Raw genomic sequence first — 20,368 nt, forward strand, 5'->3', positions numbered from 1 at the left:
CCGGTGCCGTCCCGGCACCCCTCGGCGCGGCGTGCCGCGGGGTGCCGCGCGGGGGCGCCGCTAGGAGCGCGGCACCCGGAGCAGCCGGTCCGGCGAGCCGAGCCCGCGGCCGGTCACCTTCCCGCTCGTCGCCCCCTTGACCAGCGCCTTCGCCACCTGCGCCGGGGTCGCCCGCCGGTGTCCGGCGAGGTACAGCGCCGCCGCGCCCGCCGCGTGCGGGGACGCCATCGAGGTGCCCGAGTGGGTGGCCCGTCCGGAATCGCCCGCGGCGGACGCCGAGGTGACCGACACCCCCGGGGCGAACAGATCGAGGGCCGAGCCGTGGTTGGAGAAGGCCGGTTTCTTGTCCTGCCGGCCGACCGCGCCCACCGTGATCGCCGACCGCACGCCCGCCGGCGAGTACAGTGCGGCCGGCCCCCCCTCGTTGCCCGCGGCGACCGTGTAGGTGACACCGGACGCGATCGAGGTGCGGACGGCGGCGTCCAGCCGGCCGTTGCGGAACCCGCCGAGGCTGAGGTTGGCGACCGCCGGCTTCCGCGCGTTCCGGGTCACCCAGTCGATGCCCGCGATCACCTGGGCGGTGGTGCCCGCGCCGGCGTCGTCCAGGACGCGGACGGAGACGATCGTCGCCTTCTTGGCGACGCCGTAGGAGGTGCCCGCGGCGATGGCGGCGACGTGCGTGCCGTGGCCGTTGCCGTCCTGCGCGGTCCGGTCGTTCTGGACGAAGTCCCAGCCGTGGCGCGCCCGCCCGGCGAAGTCGCCGTGCGAGACCCGGACCCCGGTGTCGATCACGTAGACCGTCACCCCGGCGCCCCCCGGCTCCGGCCAGGTGTAGCGCCCGTCCGGCGGCCGGTCCCGCTGGTCGATCCGGTCCAGCCCCCAGGACGGCGGGTCGTGCTGCGTGCGCTCCGACGTCACCCGGGTGTCCTGGACGACCGAGGCGACCCGGGGGTCGGCCGCCAGGCGGCCCGCCCGTCTCGCGTCGGCGCGGACGGCGTAGCCGTTCAGCACCGTGCCGTAGGTGTGGCTGATCCTCACCCCGTACCGCTCGGCGAGGTCCCTGCCCGCCGCCGAACGCGCCGGTGTCCCCTCCTCCAGCGTCACCAGGTAACTGCCGGTCACGGAGCCGGGTGCCCCGGCGCCGAGTATCCGCCCCTGCGGGGGCGCGGCGTGCGCGGGCAGGGTGGCGGCCGAGACCGCCGCGGTGCTCAGCACCGCCGTCATGACCCCCGCCCGGCGCAGACGCCGTGTCCGCGTCCGTGCCATGGTCCGAGTTCCCCTCCTCGACTCGGCGTGCCGTCCGTGCCGGGTGCACCCGGCACGGACGGCACGCCAGGGGGGCAGCGTCTCGTGCGGGGTGAAGCGCCACAAGGACGCCTACGGGGGCGGAATCGGCCATATCCGCCCTGAGATGAATCGTTTGGGCGGGCGTGTGGTGGAACCCGTGTTCCCCGGCTTCCCGCGCGGGCCGTGCCCGCGCCGGTACTGTCGGCAGCGACGCCCGGACGCACACCGCGTCCTTCGCGACCGCGCGAGGTGGAATGTGAAGGCGATCCGTCGATTCACCGTCCGACCCGTTCTCCCCGACCCCCTCCGGCCCCTCGGCGAGCTGGCCCGCAATCTGCGCTGGTCCTGGCACGCCGGAACCCGTGACCTGTTCCGCTCCGTCGACCCCGGACGCTGGGCCGCCTCGGGCGGCGACCCGGTGCGGCTGCTGGGCGGCGTGCCGCCCGCGCGCCTCGCCGAGCTGGCCGGGGACCGCGACTTCCTGGACCGCCTCGAGGCGGTCGCGGACGACCTGCACGCCTACACGACCGGCGACCGCTGGTACCAGGCGCAGCCCGGCCGGCTGCCCGCCGCCGTCGCCTACTTCTCCCCGGAGTTCGGCATCACGGCCGCCCTGCCGCAGTACTCCGGCGGCCTCGGCATCCTGGCCGGCGACCACCTGAAGGCCGCCAGCGACCTCGGCGTCCCCCTCATCGGCGTCGGCCTGCTCTACCGGCACGGCTACTTCCGCCAGTCCCTGTCCCGGGACGGCTGGCAGCAGGAGCACTACCCCGTCCTCGACCCCAACGAGCTGCCCCTGGACCAGCTCACGGAGGCCGACGGCACCCCCGCCCGGGTCACCCTCGCCCTGCCCGGCGACCGCCTGCTGCGCGCCCGGATCTGGACGGCCCAGGTCGGCAGGGTCCCGCTGCTCCTGCTGGACTCCGACGTCGAGGAGAACGACCTCGGCGAACGCGGCGTCACCGACCGGCTCTACGGCGGCGGCAGCGAGCACCGGCTGCTCCAGGAGATGCTGCTCGGCATAGGAGGGGTCCGGGCGGTCCGGGCGTACTGCAGGCTGACCGGGCACGCCGAACCCGAGGTCTTCCACACCAACGAGGGCCACGCGGGCTTCCTCGGCCTGGAGCGCATCGCCGAACTGCACGCCGGCGGACTGGACTTCGACTCGGCGCTGGAGGCGGTCCGGGCGGGAACCGTGTTCACCACCCACACCCCCGTCCCGGCCGGCATCGACCGCTTCGACCGCGAGCTGGTCGCCCGCCACTTCGGCCCGCACGCCGAACTGCCGGACATGGAGGTCGACCGCATCCTCCGGCTCGGCATGGAGACCTACCCCGGCGGCGAGCCCAACCTGTTCAACATGGCCGTGATGGGCCTGCGCCTCGCGCAGCGGGCCAACGGCGTCTCCCTGCTGCACGGCAACGTCAGCCGCGAGATGTTCTCCGGACTCTGGCCGGGATTCGACCCCGAGGAAGTGCCCATCACCTCCGTCACCAACGGCGTGCACGCACCCACCTGGGTCGCCCCCGAGGTGCTCCGGCTCGGCGCCCGGCAGATCGGCGACCGGCGCGCCGAGGAGGCCCTGAGCGTCGGCGGCTCGGACCGCTGGGACTCCGTCGCGGACATCCCCGACCAGGACATCTGGGAGCTGCGCCGGTCCCTGCGCGAGCTGCTGGTGACGGAGGTGCGCGAGCGGCTGCGCGCCTCCTGGCGCCAGCGCGGCGCCGCGACGGCCGAGCTGGGCTGGATCGACGGGGTGCTCGACCCGGACGTGCTGACCATCGGGTTCGCGCGGCGCGTCCCCTCGTACAAGCGGCTGACGCTGATGCTGCACGACCGGGACCGGCTGATGGACCTGCTGCTGCACCCCGAGCGGCCGGTGCAGATCGTGGTCGCGGGCAAGGCGCACCCGGCGGACGACGGCGGCAAGCGGCTCATCCAGGAACTGGTCCGGTTCGCCGACGACCCGCGCGTGCGGCACCGGATCGTGTTCCTGCCCGACTACGGCATGGCGATGGCGCAGAAGCTCTACCCCGGCTGCGACATCTGGCTGAACAACCCGCTCAGGCCGCTGGAGGCGTGCGGGACCAGCGGGATGAAGGCCGCGCTCAACGGCTGCCTCAACCTGTCCGTGCTGGACGGCTGGTGGGACGAGTGGTTCCAGCCCGACTTCGGCTGGGCGATCCCGACGGCGGACGGCGCCGGCACCGATCCGGACCGGCGCGACGCCATAGAGGCCGCCGCCCTGTACGACCTGCTGGAACAGCGGATCACGCCGCGCTTCTACGAGCGCGGGCAGAGCGGGCTGCCGGACCGCTGGATCGAGATGGTGCGCCGGACGCTGGGCCTGCTCGGCCCGAAGGTGCTGGCCGGCCGCATGGTCCGCGAGTACGTCGAGCGCCTGTACGCGCCCGCCGCCCACGCGCACCGCGCGATGGACCCGGACTCCGCGCGCGGTCTCGCCGAGTGGAAGGCACGGGTGCGCGGCGCCTGGCACGGCGTGACCGTCGACCACGTCGAGACGTCCGCGACGACGGCCACCGCGGAGCTCGGCACCACCCTCGCGCTGCGGGTCCGCGTGGGCCTCGGCGACCTCGGCCCGGACGACGTGGAGGTGCAGGCGGTCTCCGGCCGGGTGGACGAGGAGGACCGCATCACCGACGCGGCCGCCGTGCCGCTGAAACCGGCGGGCGCCCCCGACCGGGAGGGCCGCTGGGTGTACGAGGGCCCGCTCTCCCTCGACCGCACGGGCCCCTTCGGCTACACCGTCCGCATCCTGCCCCGCCACCCCCTGCTGGCGTCCCGGGCGGAACTGGGCCTGGTCGCGGTGGGCTCGGAGGACGACCTGGCGGAGGAGGCGGGGCTGCTGATGCGGTGACGGGCGCCCGGCGGGGTCGGGCGCCCGGCCGGGGTGAGGGGCCTCAGTCCTCCTCGGGGCCCCTCGTGGCCAGGCGGCGCAGGACCGTTCCGCAGCGGCGGGCGTAGGCGTGCTGCAGTCCCCGCGTCGCCGGGCCGCCCGCCCGGGCGTACCAGCGGGCCGGCCTGCTGAACGCCTCGACGGTCAGCCACACCGTCCCGTCGCCCGTGCGGTCCACGACGAAGGACTCCTCGCCGCACTCGGGATGGCCGGCCAGGGTGCCGTACGCCCAGCCGGCCCTGCGGGTCTCCTCCACCGTCCACACCACCCGGCACGGCGCCTTGATCATGCCGGCGAGGACGACCGTGACGTCGACCCCGGGGGCCGCGCGGTCGGCCGGCGTGTCGATGCCGACGCCCAACGCGCGGTGCATCTCCCAGCTCATGACCGCCTCGGCGGCTCTGCGGAAGACCGCCTCGCCCTCGCCGAGGCGGGTGCGCACGCGCATCGGGTGGAAGCCCGCGGGGCGGAACCCCGGCTCACGGGTCGCGCCGACGTGGTCGTAGGTGAAGTCCGCCGAAGACATGGGACCCAAGACTAGGACACACCCGGGGCGGCACCCGGAGCGCTTCCGCGCCCGGGTGCCGCCCGGTGTGCGAGGGGGCGGGGTCAGCTGACGTTGACCGCGGTCCAGGCCGCCGCGACCGCCTTGTACTCGGTGCTGGTGGAGCCGTACAGGGACGCCGCCGCGGACAGGGTGCCCGTACGGGCCGCCTTGTAGTTGGTCGTCGACGTGAAGTACGTGGTCAGCGCCTTGTACCAGATCTGCAGCGCCTTGGCGCGGCCGATGCCGGTGACGGTGGAGCCGTTGTACGTCGGCGAGCTGTAGGTCACGCCGTTGACGGTCTTGGTGCCGCTGCCCTCGGCCAGCAGGTAGAAGAAGTGGTTGGCGGGGCCCGAGGAGTAGTGCACGTCGACCGAGCCGAGGCCGGAGGACCAGTAGTCCTTGGAGGCGCCGTCCTTGCTCGGCTTGTCCATGTAGCGCAGCGGGGTGCCGTCGCCGTTGATGTCGATCTCCTCGCCGATGAGGTAGTCACCGGTGTCGGAGGAGTTGGCCGCGTAGAACTCCGCGCCCGTGCCGAGGATGTCGCTGGTGGCCTCGTTGAGGCCGCCGGACTCGCCGCTGTAGTTGAGGCCCGCGGTGTTCGAGGTCAGACCGTGGCTCATCTCGTGCGCGGCCACGTCCAGCGAGGTCAGCGGGTGGGTGTTGCCCGAGCCGTCGCCGTAGGTCATGCAGAAGCAGCTGTCCGACCAGAAGGCGTTGACGTAGTTGTTGCCGTAGTGGACCCGGGAGTAGGCCGCCTTGCCGTCGTTCCTGATGCCGCTGCGGCTGAAGGTGTTCTTGTAGAAGTCCCAGGTGACCTGGGCGCCGTAGGCGGCGTCCACGGCCGCGGTCTGGTCGGTGGAGGAGCTGGAGGCGGTGCCGGTGCCCCACACGTCGTCCGCGTCGGTGAACAGGGTGCCGGTGCCGGAGGTGCCGCGCGCCAGGTTGTAGGTCCTGTGGCCGCCGCGGGCGGTGTCGTACAGCTGGTACGTCGTCCCGGACTTGGAGGTGCCCAGGGTGACCGTGCCCGAGTACAGGCCCTTGCCGGTGCCGGTGTGGACGCCCTGCCACTCGTGGAGCTTCTCGCCGGTGGCGGCGTCGGTGATCACGTGCAGCTCGTTCGGGGTGCCGTCCTCCTGGAGGCCGCCGACGACGGTCTCGTAGGCCAGGACCGGCTCGCCGTCGGCCGCCCAGACCACCTTGCGGGGCGCGGAGTCCGCCTCGGTCCTCTCCGAACCGGCCTCCTCCGCGGCGGCGAGCGCCTGCTTCTCGGCCTTGCCCGCGGTGATCCCCGGCTTCACCGAGGGCACCTCGACGGCCGCCTTCACCGCCTTGGTCACGCTCGTGGCGCCGGAGGCCGGCTCGTGCACGACCAGGTCACCGCCGAGCACGGGCAGGCCGTCGTAGGTGCGCTCGTAGCGGGTGTGGACCGTGCCGTCGGCGTCCTTCACGACGTCCTTGACGAGCAGCTTCTCCTTGGCGCCGAGGCCTATCGCGTCGGCGGTCCCGGCCGCCGACGCCTGCTGCTCCTGGATGAGGGAGGTGCGGGCGGCGGCGGACAGCGGCACCGGGGCGCCGGCCGGGGACGGCTTGCCGGCGGGCGCGGAGCCGGCGGCCGCGGTACCGGTGGTCGCACCGGTGGCGAGGAGGGCTCCGGCCGCGACGGTGGTGGCGATGGCCAGAGCGGTGCGCTTGTGACGCGCGTAGAGGGGAGTCACACGAGCTCCTTGTGTCCTGTGGGGGTGCCCGGGCGGGCGGGGAGCCGTCCGGGAAGGCCGTGCGGTGGTGCGTCGAGCGAAGGAAGAGTGACATCGGCGACGCGTACATGTCATGAGGGTCGAATGATGTTGGCCGAAAGTGGTCGGCGAGGTGAATGTTGCGTGCATGTGAAGCGGCGCGACCTCGGTAAAAGCCCAACCGGCGGGGTGTATGGGCTTGGCAAAAAGAAGGCGCCGCCCCGGGGGAGTCGAACCGCCCGGGACGGCGCCCTGAACTCGGCCGTTTACGGGAAGGTGAGCTTCCAGCCGTTGATGTAGCCGGTGTCGTACCGGGCCACGTCCTGCACCCGCAGCTTCCAGGTGCCGTTGGCGGTCTCGGAGGAGGCGTTCACCGTGTATGTCTCGTTGACGTTGTCCGCCGAGTCGCCGGAACTGCTGTTCTTCAGGCGGTACGCCGTGCCGTCCGGCGCCAGCAGGTCCACCACCAGGTCACCGCGCCAGGTGTGCACGATGTCCACCGCGACCTGGAGGTTGGAGGGCGCGTTGCCCGCCCGGCCGGAGACGGTGATCGAGGAGGTCACCGCGGAGCCGGCGTCCGGGACGGACACGTCGGCGGTGTTCTCGAAGGAGGTGCCGCCACCGCCGCCGCCGGAGCGCGTGCCGACGTTGACGCCCGCCCAGGCGTCCTGCACCGCCTTGTACTCGGCGCTGGTGGTGCCGTACAGCTCGCCGGCCGCCGCGAGGGTGCCGCTGCGGGCGCCCGCGTAGTTGGTGGTCGAGGTGAACTTGGTGGTCAGCGCGCGGAACCAGATCTTCTCCGCCTTGTCCCGGCCGATGCCGGTGACCGGGAGGCCGTCCGAGGTGGGCGAGTCGTAGGTGACCCCGTTGACGGTCTTGGTGCCGCTGCCCTCGCTCAGCAGGTAGAAGAAGTGGTTGGCGGGGCCCGAGGAGTAGTGCACGTCGATCGAGCCGATGCCCGAGTACCAGGCGTCCTTGGAGGCGCCGTCCTTGCTCGGCTTGTCCATGTAGCGCAGCGGGGTGCCGTCGCCGTTGATGTCGATCTCCTCGCCGATGAGGTAGTCACCGGTGTCGGAGGAGTTGCCGGCGTAGAACTCGACCGTCGAGCCGAAGATGTCGGAGGTGGCCTCGTTGAGGCCGCCGGACTCGCCGCTGTAGTTGAGGCCCGCGGTGTTCGAGGTGAGCCCGTGGGTCATCTCGTGCGCGGCGACGTCGATCGAGGTGAGCGGGTTGGCGTTGCCCGAGCCGTCGCCGTAGGTCATGCAGAAGCAGCTGTCCGACCAGAAGGCGTTGACGTAGTTGTTGCCGTAGTGGACCCGGGAGTAGGCGGCCGCGCCGTCGCCCCGGATGCCGCTGCGGCCGTGCACGTTCTTGTAGTAGTCCCAGGTCAGCGCGGCCCCGTAGTGGGCGTCGGCGGCGGCCGACTCCAGGTTGGACGGGGTGCCGTCGCCCCAGACGTCGTCGGCGCCGGAGAACAGCGTGCCGGTGCCGGAGGTGGAGCGGTTGAGGTTGTAGGTCCTGTGCCCGCCGCGCGCCCCGTCGGTGAGGTTGTACGCCGACCCGGACTGGGTGGTGGTCAGGGGGACGGTGCCGCTGTAGACGGTGTGGCCGGTTCCGTTCCGGACCGCCTCCCACTCGTACAGCTTCTCGCCCGTGGTGGCGTCGGTGACGACGTGCAGCTCCTGCGGGGTGCCGTCGTGCTGGAGGCCGCCGACGACCGTCTCGTACGCCACGACCGGCTCGCCCCCGGCCGCCCAGATCACCTTGCGCGGGGCGCGGTCGACGTCGGCGCCCTCGGCCTTCCCGGCCTTCGCGGCGGCCAGGGCCTGCCGCTCGGCCGCGGCGGGCTTCACCGCGGCGGCGGTGGTCGCGGGCCTCACCGCGGCGCGGGTGGCCTTGACGACGGACTCGGCCGCGCCGGGCCTCTCGCCCTGGACGACCAGGTCGCCGCCGAGGACGGGCAGGCCGTCGTAGGTGCGCTCGTAGCGGACGTGCACGGTGCCGTCGCGGTCCTTGAGGACGTCGCGGACGACGAGCTTCTCCTTCGCGCCCAGGCCGAGGTCCTCGGCGGTGTCCGCCTTGGCGGCGTTCGCCTCGCGGATCAGCTCGGCGCGCTGGGCGGGGGTGAGCCGGACCGACTCGGAGCCCGGCTTCGCCTCGCCCGCGGCCGACGGCGCCTTCTCGGGGGCCGCGGTGGCGCTGCCGGACTGCACCGCCGTGGCGACCAGGGCGGCCACCCCGGCGAGGGCGACGGCCGCGGCGCGGCGGTGCATGGCGTGGGGGGTGGGTCTGTGGGAGGGCCTGCTTCTCAACACTGGCTCCTTCTGCGTGGCCGCGGGTCGCGCGGCCAGGGGAGACCGGCCGGCGGGTGGGCCGGCCGGGCGGTGCGGGACGGTACGCAGAGACACGTGCTGGCGTGCGGGAGCTGAGGCCGCGGCACCGCGAGGGGCTGACGCCGTGGGGTTGCTGCGCAGCGGCCGTGGGAAGAGTGGCAGGTGATCGCGGTTTCTGTCAGGGGCGCGTCAGGAAGTTGGCCGGAAACCGTTCGTTGTCCGGGAGTTCACGTTCGATATGCGGAACGTCGGGCGAAGGGCGGGGCGCCCCGGGAGTGAGCCCCCGCCCGCGGTGTCACGGGGCGGGCGGCCCGTCCCCGTGCCACGAGTGCCACAACGCCGCGTACGCCCCGCCCGCCGCCACCAGTTCCTCGTGCGTGCCCAGTTCGGTCAGCCGGCCGTCCTCCATCACCGCCACGCGGTCCGCGTCGTGCGCGGTGTGCAACCGGTGCGCGACGGCGATGACGGTGCGCCCCCGGAGCACGGCGGCCAGCGCGCGCTCGGTGTGCCGGGCGGTCGTCGGATCGAGCAGGGCGGTGGCCTCGTCCAGGATCAGCGTGTGCGGGTCGGCCAGCACCACGCGGGCCAGGGCCAGTTGCTGGGCCTGCGAACCGTCGGTGACCCGGCCCCCCTCGCCCAGCTCCGTGTCCAGGCCCTCCGGCAGCTCCCGCACCCACGCGTCGGCGCCGACCGCGGCCAGCGCCGCCCACAGCTCCTCGTCGCCGGCGGACGGTTCGGCGATGCGCAGGTTGTCGCGGACCGACCCCAGGAACACGTGGTGCTCCTGCGTGACCAGCACCACCTGGCGGCGCAGCCGCTCCGGGTCCAGCCCCACCACGGGCACCCCGCCCACGGTCACCGTCCCCGCGGTCGGCGCGTCCACGCCCGCCAGCAGCCGGCTCAGCGTGGTCTTGCCCGCGCCGGACGGCCCCACCACGGCCAGCCGCTCCCCGGGCGTCACCGTCAGATCGACCCCGCGCAGCACCTCGCCGCCCCCGTCGTAGGCGTAGCGCGCGGCGGTCACGTCGATGCGGTCGTCGGCCGGGTCCGGGCCCTCGCCCCGGGCCGCGGCACGCGGCGCCCGGGCCAGCCCCTCGACGCGGGCGAACGAGGCACCGCTGCTCTGCAGCTGCTCGACCCGCATCAGGACCTCGTCGAGCGGACCGCTCAACTGCAGCAGGTACAGGGCGGCGCTCACCACCGCCCCGAGGCTCACCGCCCCCCGCTCGTGCAGCACCCCGCCGATCAGCAGCACCCCGGCCACCGGCACGGCGTACGACACCTCGACCACCGGGAAGAACACCGTGCGCAGGAACAGCGTGTGGAACCGGGTGCGCCGGGAGGTCTCCAGCGCCTCCCGGCTCGCCCGGATCCGCCGCTCCTGGAGCCGGAACGCCTCCACCGTGCGGGCCCCCGCCGCGGTCGCCGCGACGATCTCCGCCACGTCGGAGTTCGCCGCGCCCTCGGCGAGATAGGCGTCACGGGCCCGGCGCAGGTACCAGCGCAGCGCGAGCCAGATCGGCGTGAGGCAGAGCAGCCCGAGGGCGCCCAGCAGCGGGTCCACCACGAAGACCGCCGCCATCACGAACAGCGACTGCACGCCGTTGACCAGCAGCGCCGGCCCGGCGTCGCGCAGGGTCGTCCCCACGGTGGTCACGTCGGCCGTCCCGCGCGCCGTCAGGTCACCGGTGCCCGCCCGCTCCACCACCGACGAGGGCAGCCCCAGCGCCCGGTCCACGAACCGCTCCCGCACCCGGGCCAGCGTCCGCTCCCCGAAGCGGTGCCCCACGTACCGGGCCCAGCGGGACAGCAGCAGCTGCGTGACGGCGCACAGCACGATGACCGGCGCCAGCCGGTCCACGACGGCCACCCCGCCCCCGTCGCGCACCGCGTCGACGATCCGCCCCAGCAGCCAGGGCCCCGCCAGCCCCGCCACGGCCGCCAGCGCGTTCAGGACCAGTACGGCGGCGAACGCCCGCCCGTCCGCCCGCACCAGTTCCACGGAGGCCCGGCGCACGTCGGCGGGCCCGGCGAGGGGAAGTCGCCGCCCGCTCACCGCACGGCCTCCCCGGTCCGGCCGGTGGCGTCCTCGCCGGCGTCCCTGGCCACCAGCGCCCGGTATCCGGGCTCGGTGTCGAGGAGTTCACGGTGGCCGCCGCTCGCGGCGACCTTGCCGTCGGCCAGGAAGAGCACCCGGTCGACGCGGTCGAGCAGCAGCGGCGAGGTGGTGACCAGCACCGTCGTACGGCCCTCGCGGGCCGCGCGCAGCCGGTCGGCGACCGTGGCCTCGGTGTGCGCGTCGAGCGCCGAGGTGGGCTCGACGGCCAGCAACACCTCGGGGTCGGCCAGCAGCGCCCGCGCCAGCCGGACGCGTTGCCGCTGACCGCCGGAGAGGCTGCGGCCCTGGGCGGACACGGGGGAGTCCAGCCCCTCGGGCAGACCCTGTACGACGTCGTCGGCGGCGGCCGTGTGCAGCGCGCGCAGGACGTCCCCGTCGCAGGGGCCGCCCCGCCCGGCCACCACCTCCCGCAGCGGACCGGCGAACAGGTCGGCCTCGTGGTCGGCGACCAGGATCCGCTCCCTGACCTGGTCGAGCGCGACCCGGTCCAGCCGGGTCCCGCCCCAGGTGACGCCGGACGGCGCATACCGGCCGAGGCGGTCGACCACGGCGAGCGCGTCGGCGGGGCGTGCGGCCGTCAGCGCGGTCAGCCGGCCCGGCAGCACCCGCACCCCGGACTCCGGGTCGTACAGCACGGAGGGCTCGGCCGGCGCGTCGGCGGTGGCGGCGTCGGCCGGCGGCTCCAGCCGCAGCAGCGCCGTCACCCGGCGGGCGGCCACCACGCCCCGGCTGAGCTGGTAACCGCACTCGATGAGGAACATCACCGGCCACACCAGCACGGCCACGTAGCCGTACACGGACACCAGCTCGCCCACGGTGATCTCGCCCCGGGCGGCCAGCCGCGCCGCGATCCAGGTCACGCCGGCCAGGAACAGCGTCGGCAGTCCCGCGCCGAGCGCCTGCATCCAGCTGGTCACCGCCCCGACCCGGTAGCCCTGGTCGCGCAGCCGCCGCGAGTCCCGGCGGAACGCGTCCGCCACCAGGCCCTTGCCGCCGAGCCCGCTCAGCACCCGCAGCCCGCCCGCCAGGTCACCGATCCGCGCGGTGAGCACGGCCTGCCGCTCCCGGTACTCCGTCTCCCTGCCCTGCAACCGCCCCGCCAGCGGCCCGACGACCAGGCCGATCACCGGGACCCCGAGCAGCACCACCACCGCCAGCAGCGGCGACACCGCCAGCAGCAGCCCGGCCACCACCAGGTACGCCACGACCGCCCCCACCCCGGGGCCGACGGCGGTGAGCGCCTGGGCGATCGTCTGCACGTCGCCCACCCCGATGGTGACGATCTCCCCGGCCCCGGTCCGCCGTTCCGGCGCGGCACCCAGCCGCACCGTCTGTCCCACGACCACCTTCACCGTGCGGAAGTTGGCGTCCATCCGCACCCGCGTCATCGTGCGGTGCCGCATGATGCTCAGCCAGGAGTTGAACCCGTTCACCGCGAACAGGGCGCCGGTCCACAGCACCAGCGCGCCCGTGTCGCCCGGCTCCAGCCCGTCGTCCACCGCCCGGGACATCAGGTACGGCGTCGCCGCCAGCAGCACCATCCACACGGTGCCGAACACCGCCCCCGCCGCACAGCGCCCCGGCTGCCGCATGACCAGCCACCACAGGTAGCGCGCCCCGCCCCGGCGGTCGGGCGTGCCGGGGTCCTCGTACGCGTCGATCATCCCTCCCCCTCCACCGGCGGCCCGCGCTCACGCCAGGCTGTCCCGCCAGGCCCGGTGCAGGTCCGCGAACCGGCCCGTCCCGGCGATGAGTCCGGCCGGGCTGCCGTCCTCGACGATCCGTCCGTGCTCCATGACCAGCACCCGGTCCGCGATCTCCACCGTCGACAGCCGGTGCGCGATCACCACCGCCGTACGCCCCCTCAGCACCGTCGCCATCGCCCGCTGCACCGCCCGCTCCCCGGGGACGTCCAGCGAGCTGGTCGCCTCGTCCAGGATCAGCACGGCCGGGTCCGCGAGCAGCGCCCGCGCGAAGGCCACCAGTTGGCGCTGGCCGGCCGAGATGCGGCCGCCGCGCTTGCGGACGTCGGTGTCGTAGCCGTCGGGCAGCGCGGCGATGAAGTCGTGCGCGCCGATCTCCTTCGCCGCCTGCTCGATCTCCTCACGGGTGGCGTCCGGCCGTCCGATGGCGATGTTCTCGGCGACCGTGCCGGAGAACAGGAACGCCTCCTGCGTCACCATGACCACCCCGCGCCGCAGCTCGGGTCCCGCGAGGTCGCGCAGGTCCACGCCGTCGAGCAGCACCCGGCCCTCGGTGGGGTCGTAGAAGCGGGCGAGCAGCTTGGCCAGGGTCGACTTGCCCGCGCCGGTCGAGCCGACGACGGCGACGGTCTGCCCGGCCGGGAGGGTGAGGTCGAAGCGGGGCAGCACCTCGCCGCCGGTGCGGTAGGCGAACCGGACCGAGTCGAAGACGACCTCGCGGCCGGGGTGCTCGGAGCGCCGCCGCGGAAGCTCCCGGGGGGACGCCGGTTCGGGCACGGACGGCGTCTGCGCCAGCAGTCCGGCGATCTTCTCCAGCGAGGCCGCCGCCGACTGGTAGGAGTTGAGGAACATGCCGAGCCGGTCGATCGGGTCGTACAGCCGCCGCAGGTACAGCACCGCCGCCGCCAGCACGCCGAGGGCCAGCGACGCGTCCGCGACCCGGTAGGCGCCCCACAGCACGATCAGCGCGACCGTGGTGTTGGCGGTCACCCGCGAGCCGACGACGTAGCGGGCCATCTCCAGCAGCGCGTCGCCGTTGGTCCGCTCGTGCCGCCGGTTCAGCACCGCGAAGTCGGCGTCGTTGGCGGCCTCCCGGCGGAAGGCGCGCACCGGACGGATGCCGTTCATCGTCTCGACGAACTTCACGATCACCGCCGCGATGGCCGTGGACCGCTTGCGGTACACCCGTTCCGCCCGCCGGCGGTAGGACCGCACGAGCGCGTACAGCGGCACGAAGGACGCCACCGCGACGGCGCCGAGCCCGAGGTCCAGCCAGAGCAGCAGCACCGAGATGTAGACGGCGGACAGGACGACCGTCACCAGCTCCTGCAGGCCCTCCTCCAGCAGCTCGCGCAGCGACTCCACGTCGGTGGTGGAGCGGGAGATGAGCCGGCCCGAGGTGTAGCGCTCGTGGAAGTCGACGCTGAGCGCCTGCGCGTGCCGGAAGATCCGGCCGCGCAGGTCGAGCAGCACGTCCTGGCTGACCCGGGCGGAGGCGGTGACGAAGGCGTACTGCAGCGCGCCGGCCGCCGCCGCGCACAGCAGGTAGCCCACCGCCACCGCGAGCAGCGGCCCGTGGTCGTCGGCCCGGAAGGCGGGCACCGCGTGGTCGATCGCGTACGCCACCAGCAGCGGGCCCGCCTGCACGGCCGCCTGCTGGAGCAGCAGCAGCAGCGCGGTGACGGCGACCCGGCCGCGCAGGGGGGAGAGCAGGGAACGCAGGAGCGCGCCGGTGGCGCCCGGGGGAGTGGGCAGGACGTCCCGGTCGAAGGGGTCGCCGGTCTCCTCGGGCGACCGGTCGTCGTCCTTGCCCGGGGAGGGCGCGGTGGTGGCCGCCGTCATCGGTTGTCCTCCTGTTCCCCCGCCGGGTCGCCGGACATGAGGTGGGCGTACTCGGGATGGGTGCGCAGCAGTTCGTGGTGGGTGCCGACGGCGGTGATCCGGCCGCCGGAGAGCAGGGCGACGCGGTCGGCCAGCAGGACCGTGGAGGGGCGGTGCGCCACGATCAGGGCGGTGGTGTCCGCGAGCACCCGGCGCAGGGCGGCCTCGACCGCGGCCTCCGTGTGCACGTCGAGCGCGGACAGCGGGTCGTCCAGCACCAGGAAGTCGGGCCGCCCGACCACGGCCCGGGCGAGCGCGAGGCGCTGGCGCTGCCCACCGGAGAGGCTGAGCCCCTGCTCCCCGACCTGGGTGTCCACGCCCTGCGGCAGCGCGTGCACGAAGTCGGCCTGCGCCACGCCGAGCGCCCGCTCCAGCTCGTCCCTCCCGGCGGCGGCCCCGGCGCCCATCAGGACGTTCTCCCCGACACTGGCCGAGAACAGCGTGGGCTCCTCGAAGGCGACGGCGACCCGGGAGCGCAGCTCCTCGCGGGACATGGCCGTGATGTCGGTGCCGTTCAGGACGATCCGTCCCGAGGTCACCTCGTGCAGCCGCGGGACCAGGGCGGTCAGCGTGGTCTTGCCGCTGCCGGTCGCGCCGACCAGGGCCAGGGACTCGCCGGGGCGGATGTGCAGGTCGACGCGGTCGAGGACGGGCGGGGAGCCGGCGGGGGCGTCGGGATAGCGGAAGGTGACGTTCTCGAACCGCAGACCGCCGTGCGCGGCTGCGGGCGGCCGTGCCTCCCCCCGCGCCCCGGGGGCCGGGGAGGCGCCCCGCTCCGCCGGGCCGCGCGGTGCGCCCCCGGCCCGCACCGGCCCCGGCCCACCGGAGACCCGCGGTTCCTCCGGCTCCGCGTCCATCACCTCGAAGTACCGCTCGGTGGCGGTGGCCGCCTCCTGGCTCATCGCCAGCAGGAACCCGATCGAGTCCACCGGCCAGCGCAGCGCGAGGGCCGTCGACAGGAACGCCACCAGCGTGCCCGCGGACAGGTCCCCGTCGGCCACCCGCACGGCCCCGAGCACCAGCGCCGCGCCGATGGCCAGCTCCGGCAGCGTCACGATGACGCCCAGGATCGTGGCCAGCAGCCGGGCCTTGTGCAGCTCCGTGCCGCGCAGCTCTCCCGACAGCTCCCGGAACGCCCGCGCCTGACTGCGGTGCCGGCCGAACCCCTTGATGACACGGATGCCGAGCACGCTCTCCTCGACGACCGTCGTCAGATCGCCGACCTGGTCCTGCGCGAGCCGCGCCGCCTTCGAGTACCGCTTCTCGAAGACCACGCAGGTGACCATCACCGGTACGGCGGGGACGAGGATCACCAGTCCCAGCGTCCAGTCCTGGATCAGCATGATGATCACACCGACGAGGATCGTCACCCCGTTGACCAGGAGGAACGTCAGCGGGAAGGCCAGGAACATGCGCAGCAGCATCAGGTCCGTGGTGCCCCGGGACAGCAACTGCCCGGAAGGCCAGCGGTCGTGGAAGGCCACCGGCAGCCGCTGCAGGTGCCGGTACAGGTCCGCCCGCATCGCCGCCTCGACCCCCGACAGCGGCCGGGCCACCAGCCAGCGCCGGAACCCGAACAGCAGCGCCTCCGCCAGCCCGAGCAGCAGCAGGTACAGCGCGCCGAGCCACACGCCCGCCGGATCCCGGTCGGCGATCGGCCCGTCCACCATCCACTTCAGGACGAGCGGGATGACCAGCCCTATGCAGGACGCGAGGATCGCGATGAAGGCGGCGGTGAACAGCCTCGCCCGCACGGGCCGTACGTACGGCCACAGCCGCAGCAGCGTACGCACGGTGGAACGGGCTTCGGAGGGTGGGAGTGTCGTGGGCATCAGCAGCGAGCCTACGGATCGCCACTGACACTGCCCACCGAGTTTCGGACGGACCCGGCTCGGTCCCCGGTCCTACGACCTGCGCGGACGGCCGGGCGCACCCGGGACCGGGTCCCGCGGCGACCGGCACGCCCCGCCGCCGGTTCCCCCCGATCAGCGCACCCGCAGCAGCAGCACCGTCCGCCCCGGCACCGTGACCGCCGTCCCCGCCCGGTGCACGGCACCCGGCTCGGACGCCTGCTCCTCCCGCCCGGTGTCGACGACCACCTCGTACCGCTCGGCCCACGGCGGCCCCGGCAGGACGAAGTCCACCGCTCCGTCCCCGGCGTGCAGGACGGCGAGGAAGCTGTCGTCGAGGATCTGCGCCCCGTGCTCGTCGCGCCCCGGGATGTCCCGCCCGGAGAGGTACATGCCGAGCGTGGCGGCGGGCGCGTACCAGTCCGCCTCGGTCATCTCCGCGCCCCGCGGGGTGAACCAGGCCAGGTCGCGCAGCCCGTCCGCGGAGTGCGCGCGCCCGGAGAAGAACGCCCGGCGGCGCAGCACCGGGTGACGGTGGCGCAGGGCGATCAGCCGGGAGGTCAGCTCGCACAGGGCCTTCCAGCCGGGGTCGTCCAGCAGGCTCCAGTCCACCCAGCCGGTCTCGTTGTCCTGGCAGTAGGCGTTGTTGTTGCCGCCCTGGGTGCGGCCCATCTCGTCGCCGGCCACCAGCATCGGCACGCCCGTGGACAGCAGCAGCGTGGTCAGCAGGTTCCGCGCCTGCCGCCGCCGCAGCGCCAGCACCCGCTCGTCGCCGGTCTCGCCCTCGGCGCCGCAGTTCCAGGAGCGGTTGTCGTCCGTGCCGTCGCGGTTGCCCTCGCCGTTGGCCTCGTTGTGCTTGCGGTCGTACGACACGAGGTCGCGCAGGGTGAAACCGTCGTGCGCGGTGACGTAGTTGACCGAGGCGTACGGGCGCCGCCCGCCCCAGGCGTACAGGTCGCTCGACCCGGACAGCCGGTAGCCCATCTCCCGCACGTCCGGCAGGGCGTGCCGCCAGAAGTCCCGCACGGCGTCGCGGTACCGGTCGTTCCACTCCGTCCACAGCGGTGGGAACGCGCCCACCTGGTAGCCGCCCGAGCCCACGTCCCACGGCTCGGCGATCAGCTTCACCCGGCGCAGCACCGGGTCCTGGGCGATCACCGCGAGGAACGGGGAGAGCATGTCGACGTCGTGCATGGAGCGGGCCAGCGCCGCCGCCAGGTCGAAGCGGAAGCCGTCCACGCCCATCTCGGTCACCCAGTAGCGCAGCGAGTCCGTGATCAGGCGCAGCACGTGCGGCTGGACGACGTGCAGGGTGTTGCCGCAGCCGGTGTAGTCGGCGTAGCGGCGGGCGTCCGGCTGGAGGCGGTAGTAGCCGCGGTTGTCGATGCCCTTCAGGGAGAGCGTGGGGCCCAGTTCACCCGCCTCGGCGGTGTGGTTGTAGACCACGTCGAGGATCACCTCGACGCCGGCCGCGTGCAGGGCGCGCACCATCCGCTTGAACTCGCCCACCTGCTGCCCCCTCGTCCCGGAGGCGGCGTAGCCGGAGTGCGGGGCGAAGTAGCCGACGGAGTTGTAGCCCCAGTAGTTGCGCAGGCCGCGGCGGAGCAGATGGTCCTCGTGCGCGAACTGGTGCACGGGCAGCAGCTCCACGGCCGTGACGCCCAGCTTCACCAGGTGCTCGACCGCCGCGGGGTGGGCGAGACCCGCGTAGGTGCCGCGCAGCTCCTCGGGTATGCCGGGGTGGCGCCGCGTGAACCCCCTGACGTGCAGCTCGTAGATCACCGAGTCCGCCCACGGCGTCTTCGGCCGGCGGTCGTCGGACCAGTCGTCGTCGTCGTGGACGACGACGCCCTTGGGGACGTACGGCGCGGAGTCCCGGTCGTCGCGCACGGTGTCCGCGACGTGCTGCTCCGGCCAGTCGCGGACGTGCCCGTACACCTCCGGCGACAGCCCGCCGGGGGCGTAGTCCCCGTCCACCGCGCGCGCGTAGGGGTCGAGCAGCAGCTTCGCCGGGTTCCAGCGGGCGCCGGTCCACGGGTCCCAGCGGCCGTGCACCCGGTAGCCGTAGCGCTGCCCCGGCAGCACACCCGGCACGAAGCCGTGCCAGATCCCGTGCGTCAGCTCGGTGAGCCGGGCCCGGCTCTCCCTGCCCCGCTCGTCGAACAGGCACAGCTCGACGCCCTCCGCCCCGCCCGCCCACAACGCGAAGTTGGTCCCCGCCACCCCGTCCGGGCCCACCCGGAACCGGGCCCCCAGCGGCATCGGCCGGCCCGGCCGTACGGGCACCGTGGGCACGGGCGCCGACGGCCGCACGCCGTTCACGACGACCGCCGGACGCCCGTCCCCGGTGGCCCGCTCCCCGGCCACCGCCTCCTGCTCGGCTGCGCTGGACACCTGTCAGCCTCCCGCGGCTCGTGGAACGACGGCGGACAGGGGCGTGCAGCGGCCCTTGCTCCCGGCTCCGGCCGCGGCTCCCGGCGCGTCGTCCTCCCCACTGTTCTGCCCAGAGGGTGCCTCGCACTCACGTTTCCCCGGGAGGCGGCATGGTCGTTTCCCGGAGGCACGACCCGTCGTTGGGTACCGCGTGAGGCACGCACAAGGGCGCGCACGGCGCGCGAGGGCCGCACTGGCCGCCGTACTGACATGGGCAGGACTGCTGACCGGGGCCGCCGGCTGTACCCCGGACGGCCCCGTCGGCGGGGCGTTCGGCCCCCCGGCATCCGAGGAGGTCATCCACGTCGCACCCGCCGACGGCAGCAAGAACGTACGCCCCGGCACCCGGCTCCGGGTGCGGGTGCCGGACGGGCGGCTGGAGTCGGTGAAGGTCGTCAGGGAGCAGGACGCCCGGGAGTCGCCGGTCCCCGGCCGGGTGTCCGCCGACGGGCTGACCTGGAAGCCCGACGACGAACGGCTGGCGCTGGCCGCGAAGTACACCGTCGACGCGGTGGCCGTGGACGGCGACGGGCGCCGCTCGGCCCGCCACACCACCTTCACGACGTATGTCCCGGAGGAACGCTTCATCGGCTACGTCGCCCCGGAGGACCGCTCCACCGTCGGCACCGGGATGATCGTCTCCCTGGAGTTCAACCGGAAGATCGTCCACCGCGCGGCGGTCGAACGCGCCGTCCGCGTCACCTCCCGCCCCGCCGTCGAGATCCGCCCGCACTGGTTCGGCGCGTCCCGCCTGGACTTCCGCCCCGAGCGCTACTGGAAGCCGGGCACCCGGGTCACCGTCGACCTGCGGCTGCGCGACGTGGAGGGGGCACCCGGGGTCTACGGCCTCCAGCACCGCACGTTCACCTTCACCGTCGGCCGCAGCCAGGTGTCCGTCGTCGACGCGTCCCGGCACACCATGCAGGTCAGACGGGACGGCGAACTGCTCGACACCGTGCCGATCACGGCCGGGGCGCCGAAGACCACCACGTACAACGGCAAGATGGTGATCACCGAGATGCTCGAGGTCACCCGCATGGACAGCCGCACGGTCGGCTTCGGCGGCGAGTACGACATCCCCGACGTCCCGCACGCCATCCGGCTGACCAGCTCCGGCACCTTCCTGCACGGCAACTACTGGACCGACTCCGACGTGTTCGGCCGCCGGAACGTCAGCCACGGCTGCATCGGCCTGCGCGACGTGAAGGGCGGCGGCGCGGACACCCCGGCCGGCTGGTTCTTCGACCGCAGCCTCGTCGGCGACGTCGTCGAGGTGGTCAACAGCAAGGACAAGAAGGTCGCCGCCGACAACGGCCTCGGCGGCTGGAACATGGACTGGGAGGAGTGGACGGCGGGCAGCGCGGTGAAGTGACCCCCGGCCGACCGGCCGGCCGCCCGGGCCGCTGCCCCTCGGACGGACCGCTCCCCGGGCCGGGGAAGTTGGGACTGAACGGTGACAATCCCGCCGCGTCCCACGTCCCTGGCCTGGGGTTACTATGCGCCGGTGCGCGCGAGGGGCGCGCAGGGGCGCGGGTCAGGCCAGGCCCGCCGAGGGGAGAACAAGT

The 20,368-nt window shown here is 74.1% G+C and carries 11 protein-coding genes; 2 read left to right on the forward strand and 9 right to left on the reverse strand.

The window, feature by feature from the left end:
- Positions 1–60 precede the first annotated feature (60 nt).
- On the reverse strand, positions 61–1,266 hold the full coding sequence (locus GL259_RS26790; RefSeq protein WP_159535869.1) for a S8 family peptidase: 1,206 nt from the start codon (positions 1,264–1,266) through the stop codon (positions 61–63).
- 277 nt (positions 1,267–1,543) lie between these two features.
- On the opposite strand from GL259_RS26790, the gene GL259_RS26795 reads away from it, so the two are divergent.
- Complete coding sequence (locus tag GL259_RS26795; RefSeq protein WP_159535870.1) at positions 1,544–4,165, forward strand: glycosyltransferase family 1 protein; 2,622 nt, start codon at positions 1,544–1,546, stop codon at positions 4,163–4,165.
- 43 nt (positions 4,166–4,208) lie between these two features.
- Here the strand turns inward: GL259_RS26795 and GL259_RS26800 are convergent, their stop codons facing one another.
- The 8 genes from GL259_RS26800 to glgX form a co-directional block, all read right to left on the reverse strand.
- On the reverse strand, positions 4,209–4,730 hold the full coding sequence (locus tag GL259_RS26800) for a DUF1990 domain-containing protein (RefSeq protein ID WP_166461564.1): 522 nt from the start codon (positions 4,728–4,730) through the stop codon (positions 4,209–4,211).
- 83 nt (positions 4,731–4,813) lie between these two features.
- Positions 4,814–6,466 carry a M4 family metallopeptidase gene (locus GL259_RS26805; RefSeq protein WP_159535871.1) on the reverse strand — a complete coding sequence of 551 codons (1,653 nt, stop codon included), beginning with the start codon at positions 6,464–6,466 and terminating at the stop codon, positions 4,814–4,816.
- Positions 6,467–6,750: 284 nt separating this feature from the next.
- Positions 6,751–8,757: a M4 family metallopeptidase gene (locus GL259_RS26810; RefSeq protein ID WP_159539011.1), complete on the reverse strand. Its 2,007-nt coding sequence runs from the start codon at positions 8,755–8,757 to the stop codon at positions 6,751–6,753.
- 355 nt (positions 8,758–9,112) lie between these two features.
- Positions 9,113–10,873 carry an ABC transporter ATP-binding protein gene (locus GL259_RS26815; protein ID WP_159535872.1) on the reverse strand — a complete coding sequence of 587 codons (1,761 nt, stop codon included), beginning with the start codon at positions 10,871–10,873 and terminating at the stop codon, positions 9,113–9,115.
- Positions 10,870–12,600: an ABC transporter ATP-binding protein gene (locus tag GL259_RS26820; protein WP_159535873.1), complete on the reverse strand. Its 1,731-nt coding sequence runs from the start codon at positions 12,598–12,600 to the stop codon at positions 10,870–10,872. Before GL259_RS26820 ends, GL259_RS26815 begins: the two co-directional genes overlap by 4 nt.
- Positions 12,601–12,627: 27 nt before the next feature.
- Entirely contained in the window at positions 12,628–14,481 is a 1,854-nt protein-coding gene (locus GL259_RS26825; RefSeq protein WP_159535874.1) for an ABC transporter ATP-binding protein, read from the reverse strand.
- Positions 14,478–16,352, reverse strand: a complete 1,875-nt coding sequence (locus GL259_RS26830) for an ABC transporter ATP-binding protein (protein ID WP_159535875.1) — start codon at positions 16,350–16,352, stop codon at positions 14,478–14,480. Before GL259_RS26830 ends, GL259_RS26825 begins: the two co-directional genes overlap by 4 nt.
- A gap of 153 nt (positions 16,353–16,505) precedes the next feature.
- Positions 16,506–18,764, reverse strand: a complete 2,259-nt coding sequence (glgX, locus tag GL259_RS26835; protein ID WP_159535876.1) for a glycogen debranching protein GlgX — start codon at positions 18,762–18,764, stop codon at positions 16,506–16,508.
- A gap of 190 nt (positions 18,765–18,954) precedes the next feature.
- Here glgX and GL259_RS26840 point away from each other — a divergent pair, with 190 nt between their 5' ends.
- Complete coding sequence (locus GL259_RS26840; protein WP_159535877.1) at positions 18,955–20,175, forward strand: Ig-like domain-containing protein; 1,221 nt, start codon at positions 18,955–18,957, stop codon at positions 20,173–20,175.
- The last annotated feature ends 193 nt before the right edge of the window (positions 20,176–20,368 follow it).

Source organism: Streptomyces sp. Tu 3180 (genome assembly GCF_009852415.1).
Taxonomy (GTDB): Bacteria; Actinomycetota; Actinomycetes; order Streptomycetales; family Streptomycetaceae; genus Streptomyces.

Coding starts and splice junctions, on each gene's coding strand:
- GL259_RS26790 (WP_159535869.1), bottom strand. CDS start 1,266: ATGGCACGGACGCGGACACGGCGTCTGCGCCGGGCGGGGGTCATGACG.
- GL259_RS26800 (WP_166461564.1), bottom strand. CDS start 4,730: ATGTCTTCGGCGGACTTCACCTACGACCACGTCGGCGCGACCCGTGAG.
- GL259_RS26810 (WP_159539011.1), bottom strand. CDS start 8,757: ATGCACCGCCGCGCCGCGGCCGTCGCCCTCGCCGGGGTGGCCGCCCTG.
- GL259_RS26820 (WP_159535873.1), bottom strand. CDS start 12,600: ATGATCGACGCGTACGAGGACCCCGGCACGCCCGACCGCCGGGGCGGG.
- GL259_RS26825 (WP_159535874.1), bottom strand. CDS start 14,481: ATGACGGCGGCCACCACCGCGCCCTCCCCGGGCAAGGACGACGACCGG.
- GL259_RS26830 (WP_159535875.1), bottom strand. CDS start 16,352: ATGCCCACGACACTCCCACCCTCCGAAGCCCGTTCCACCGTGCGTACG.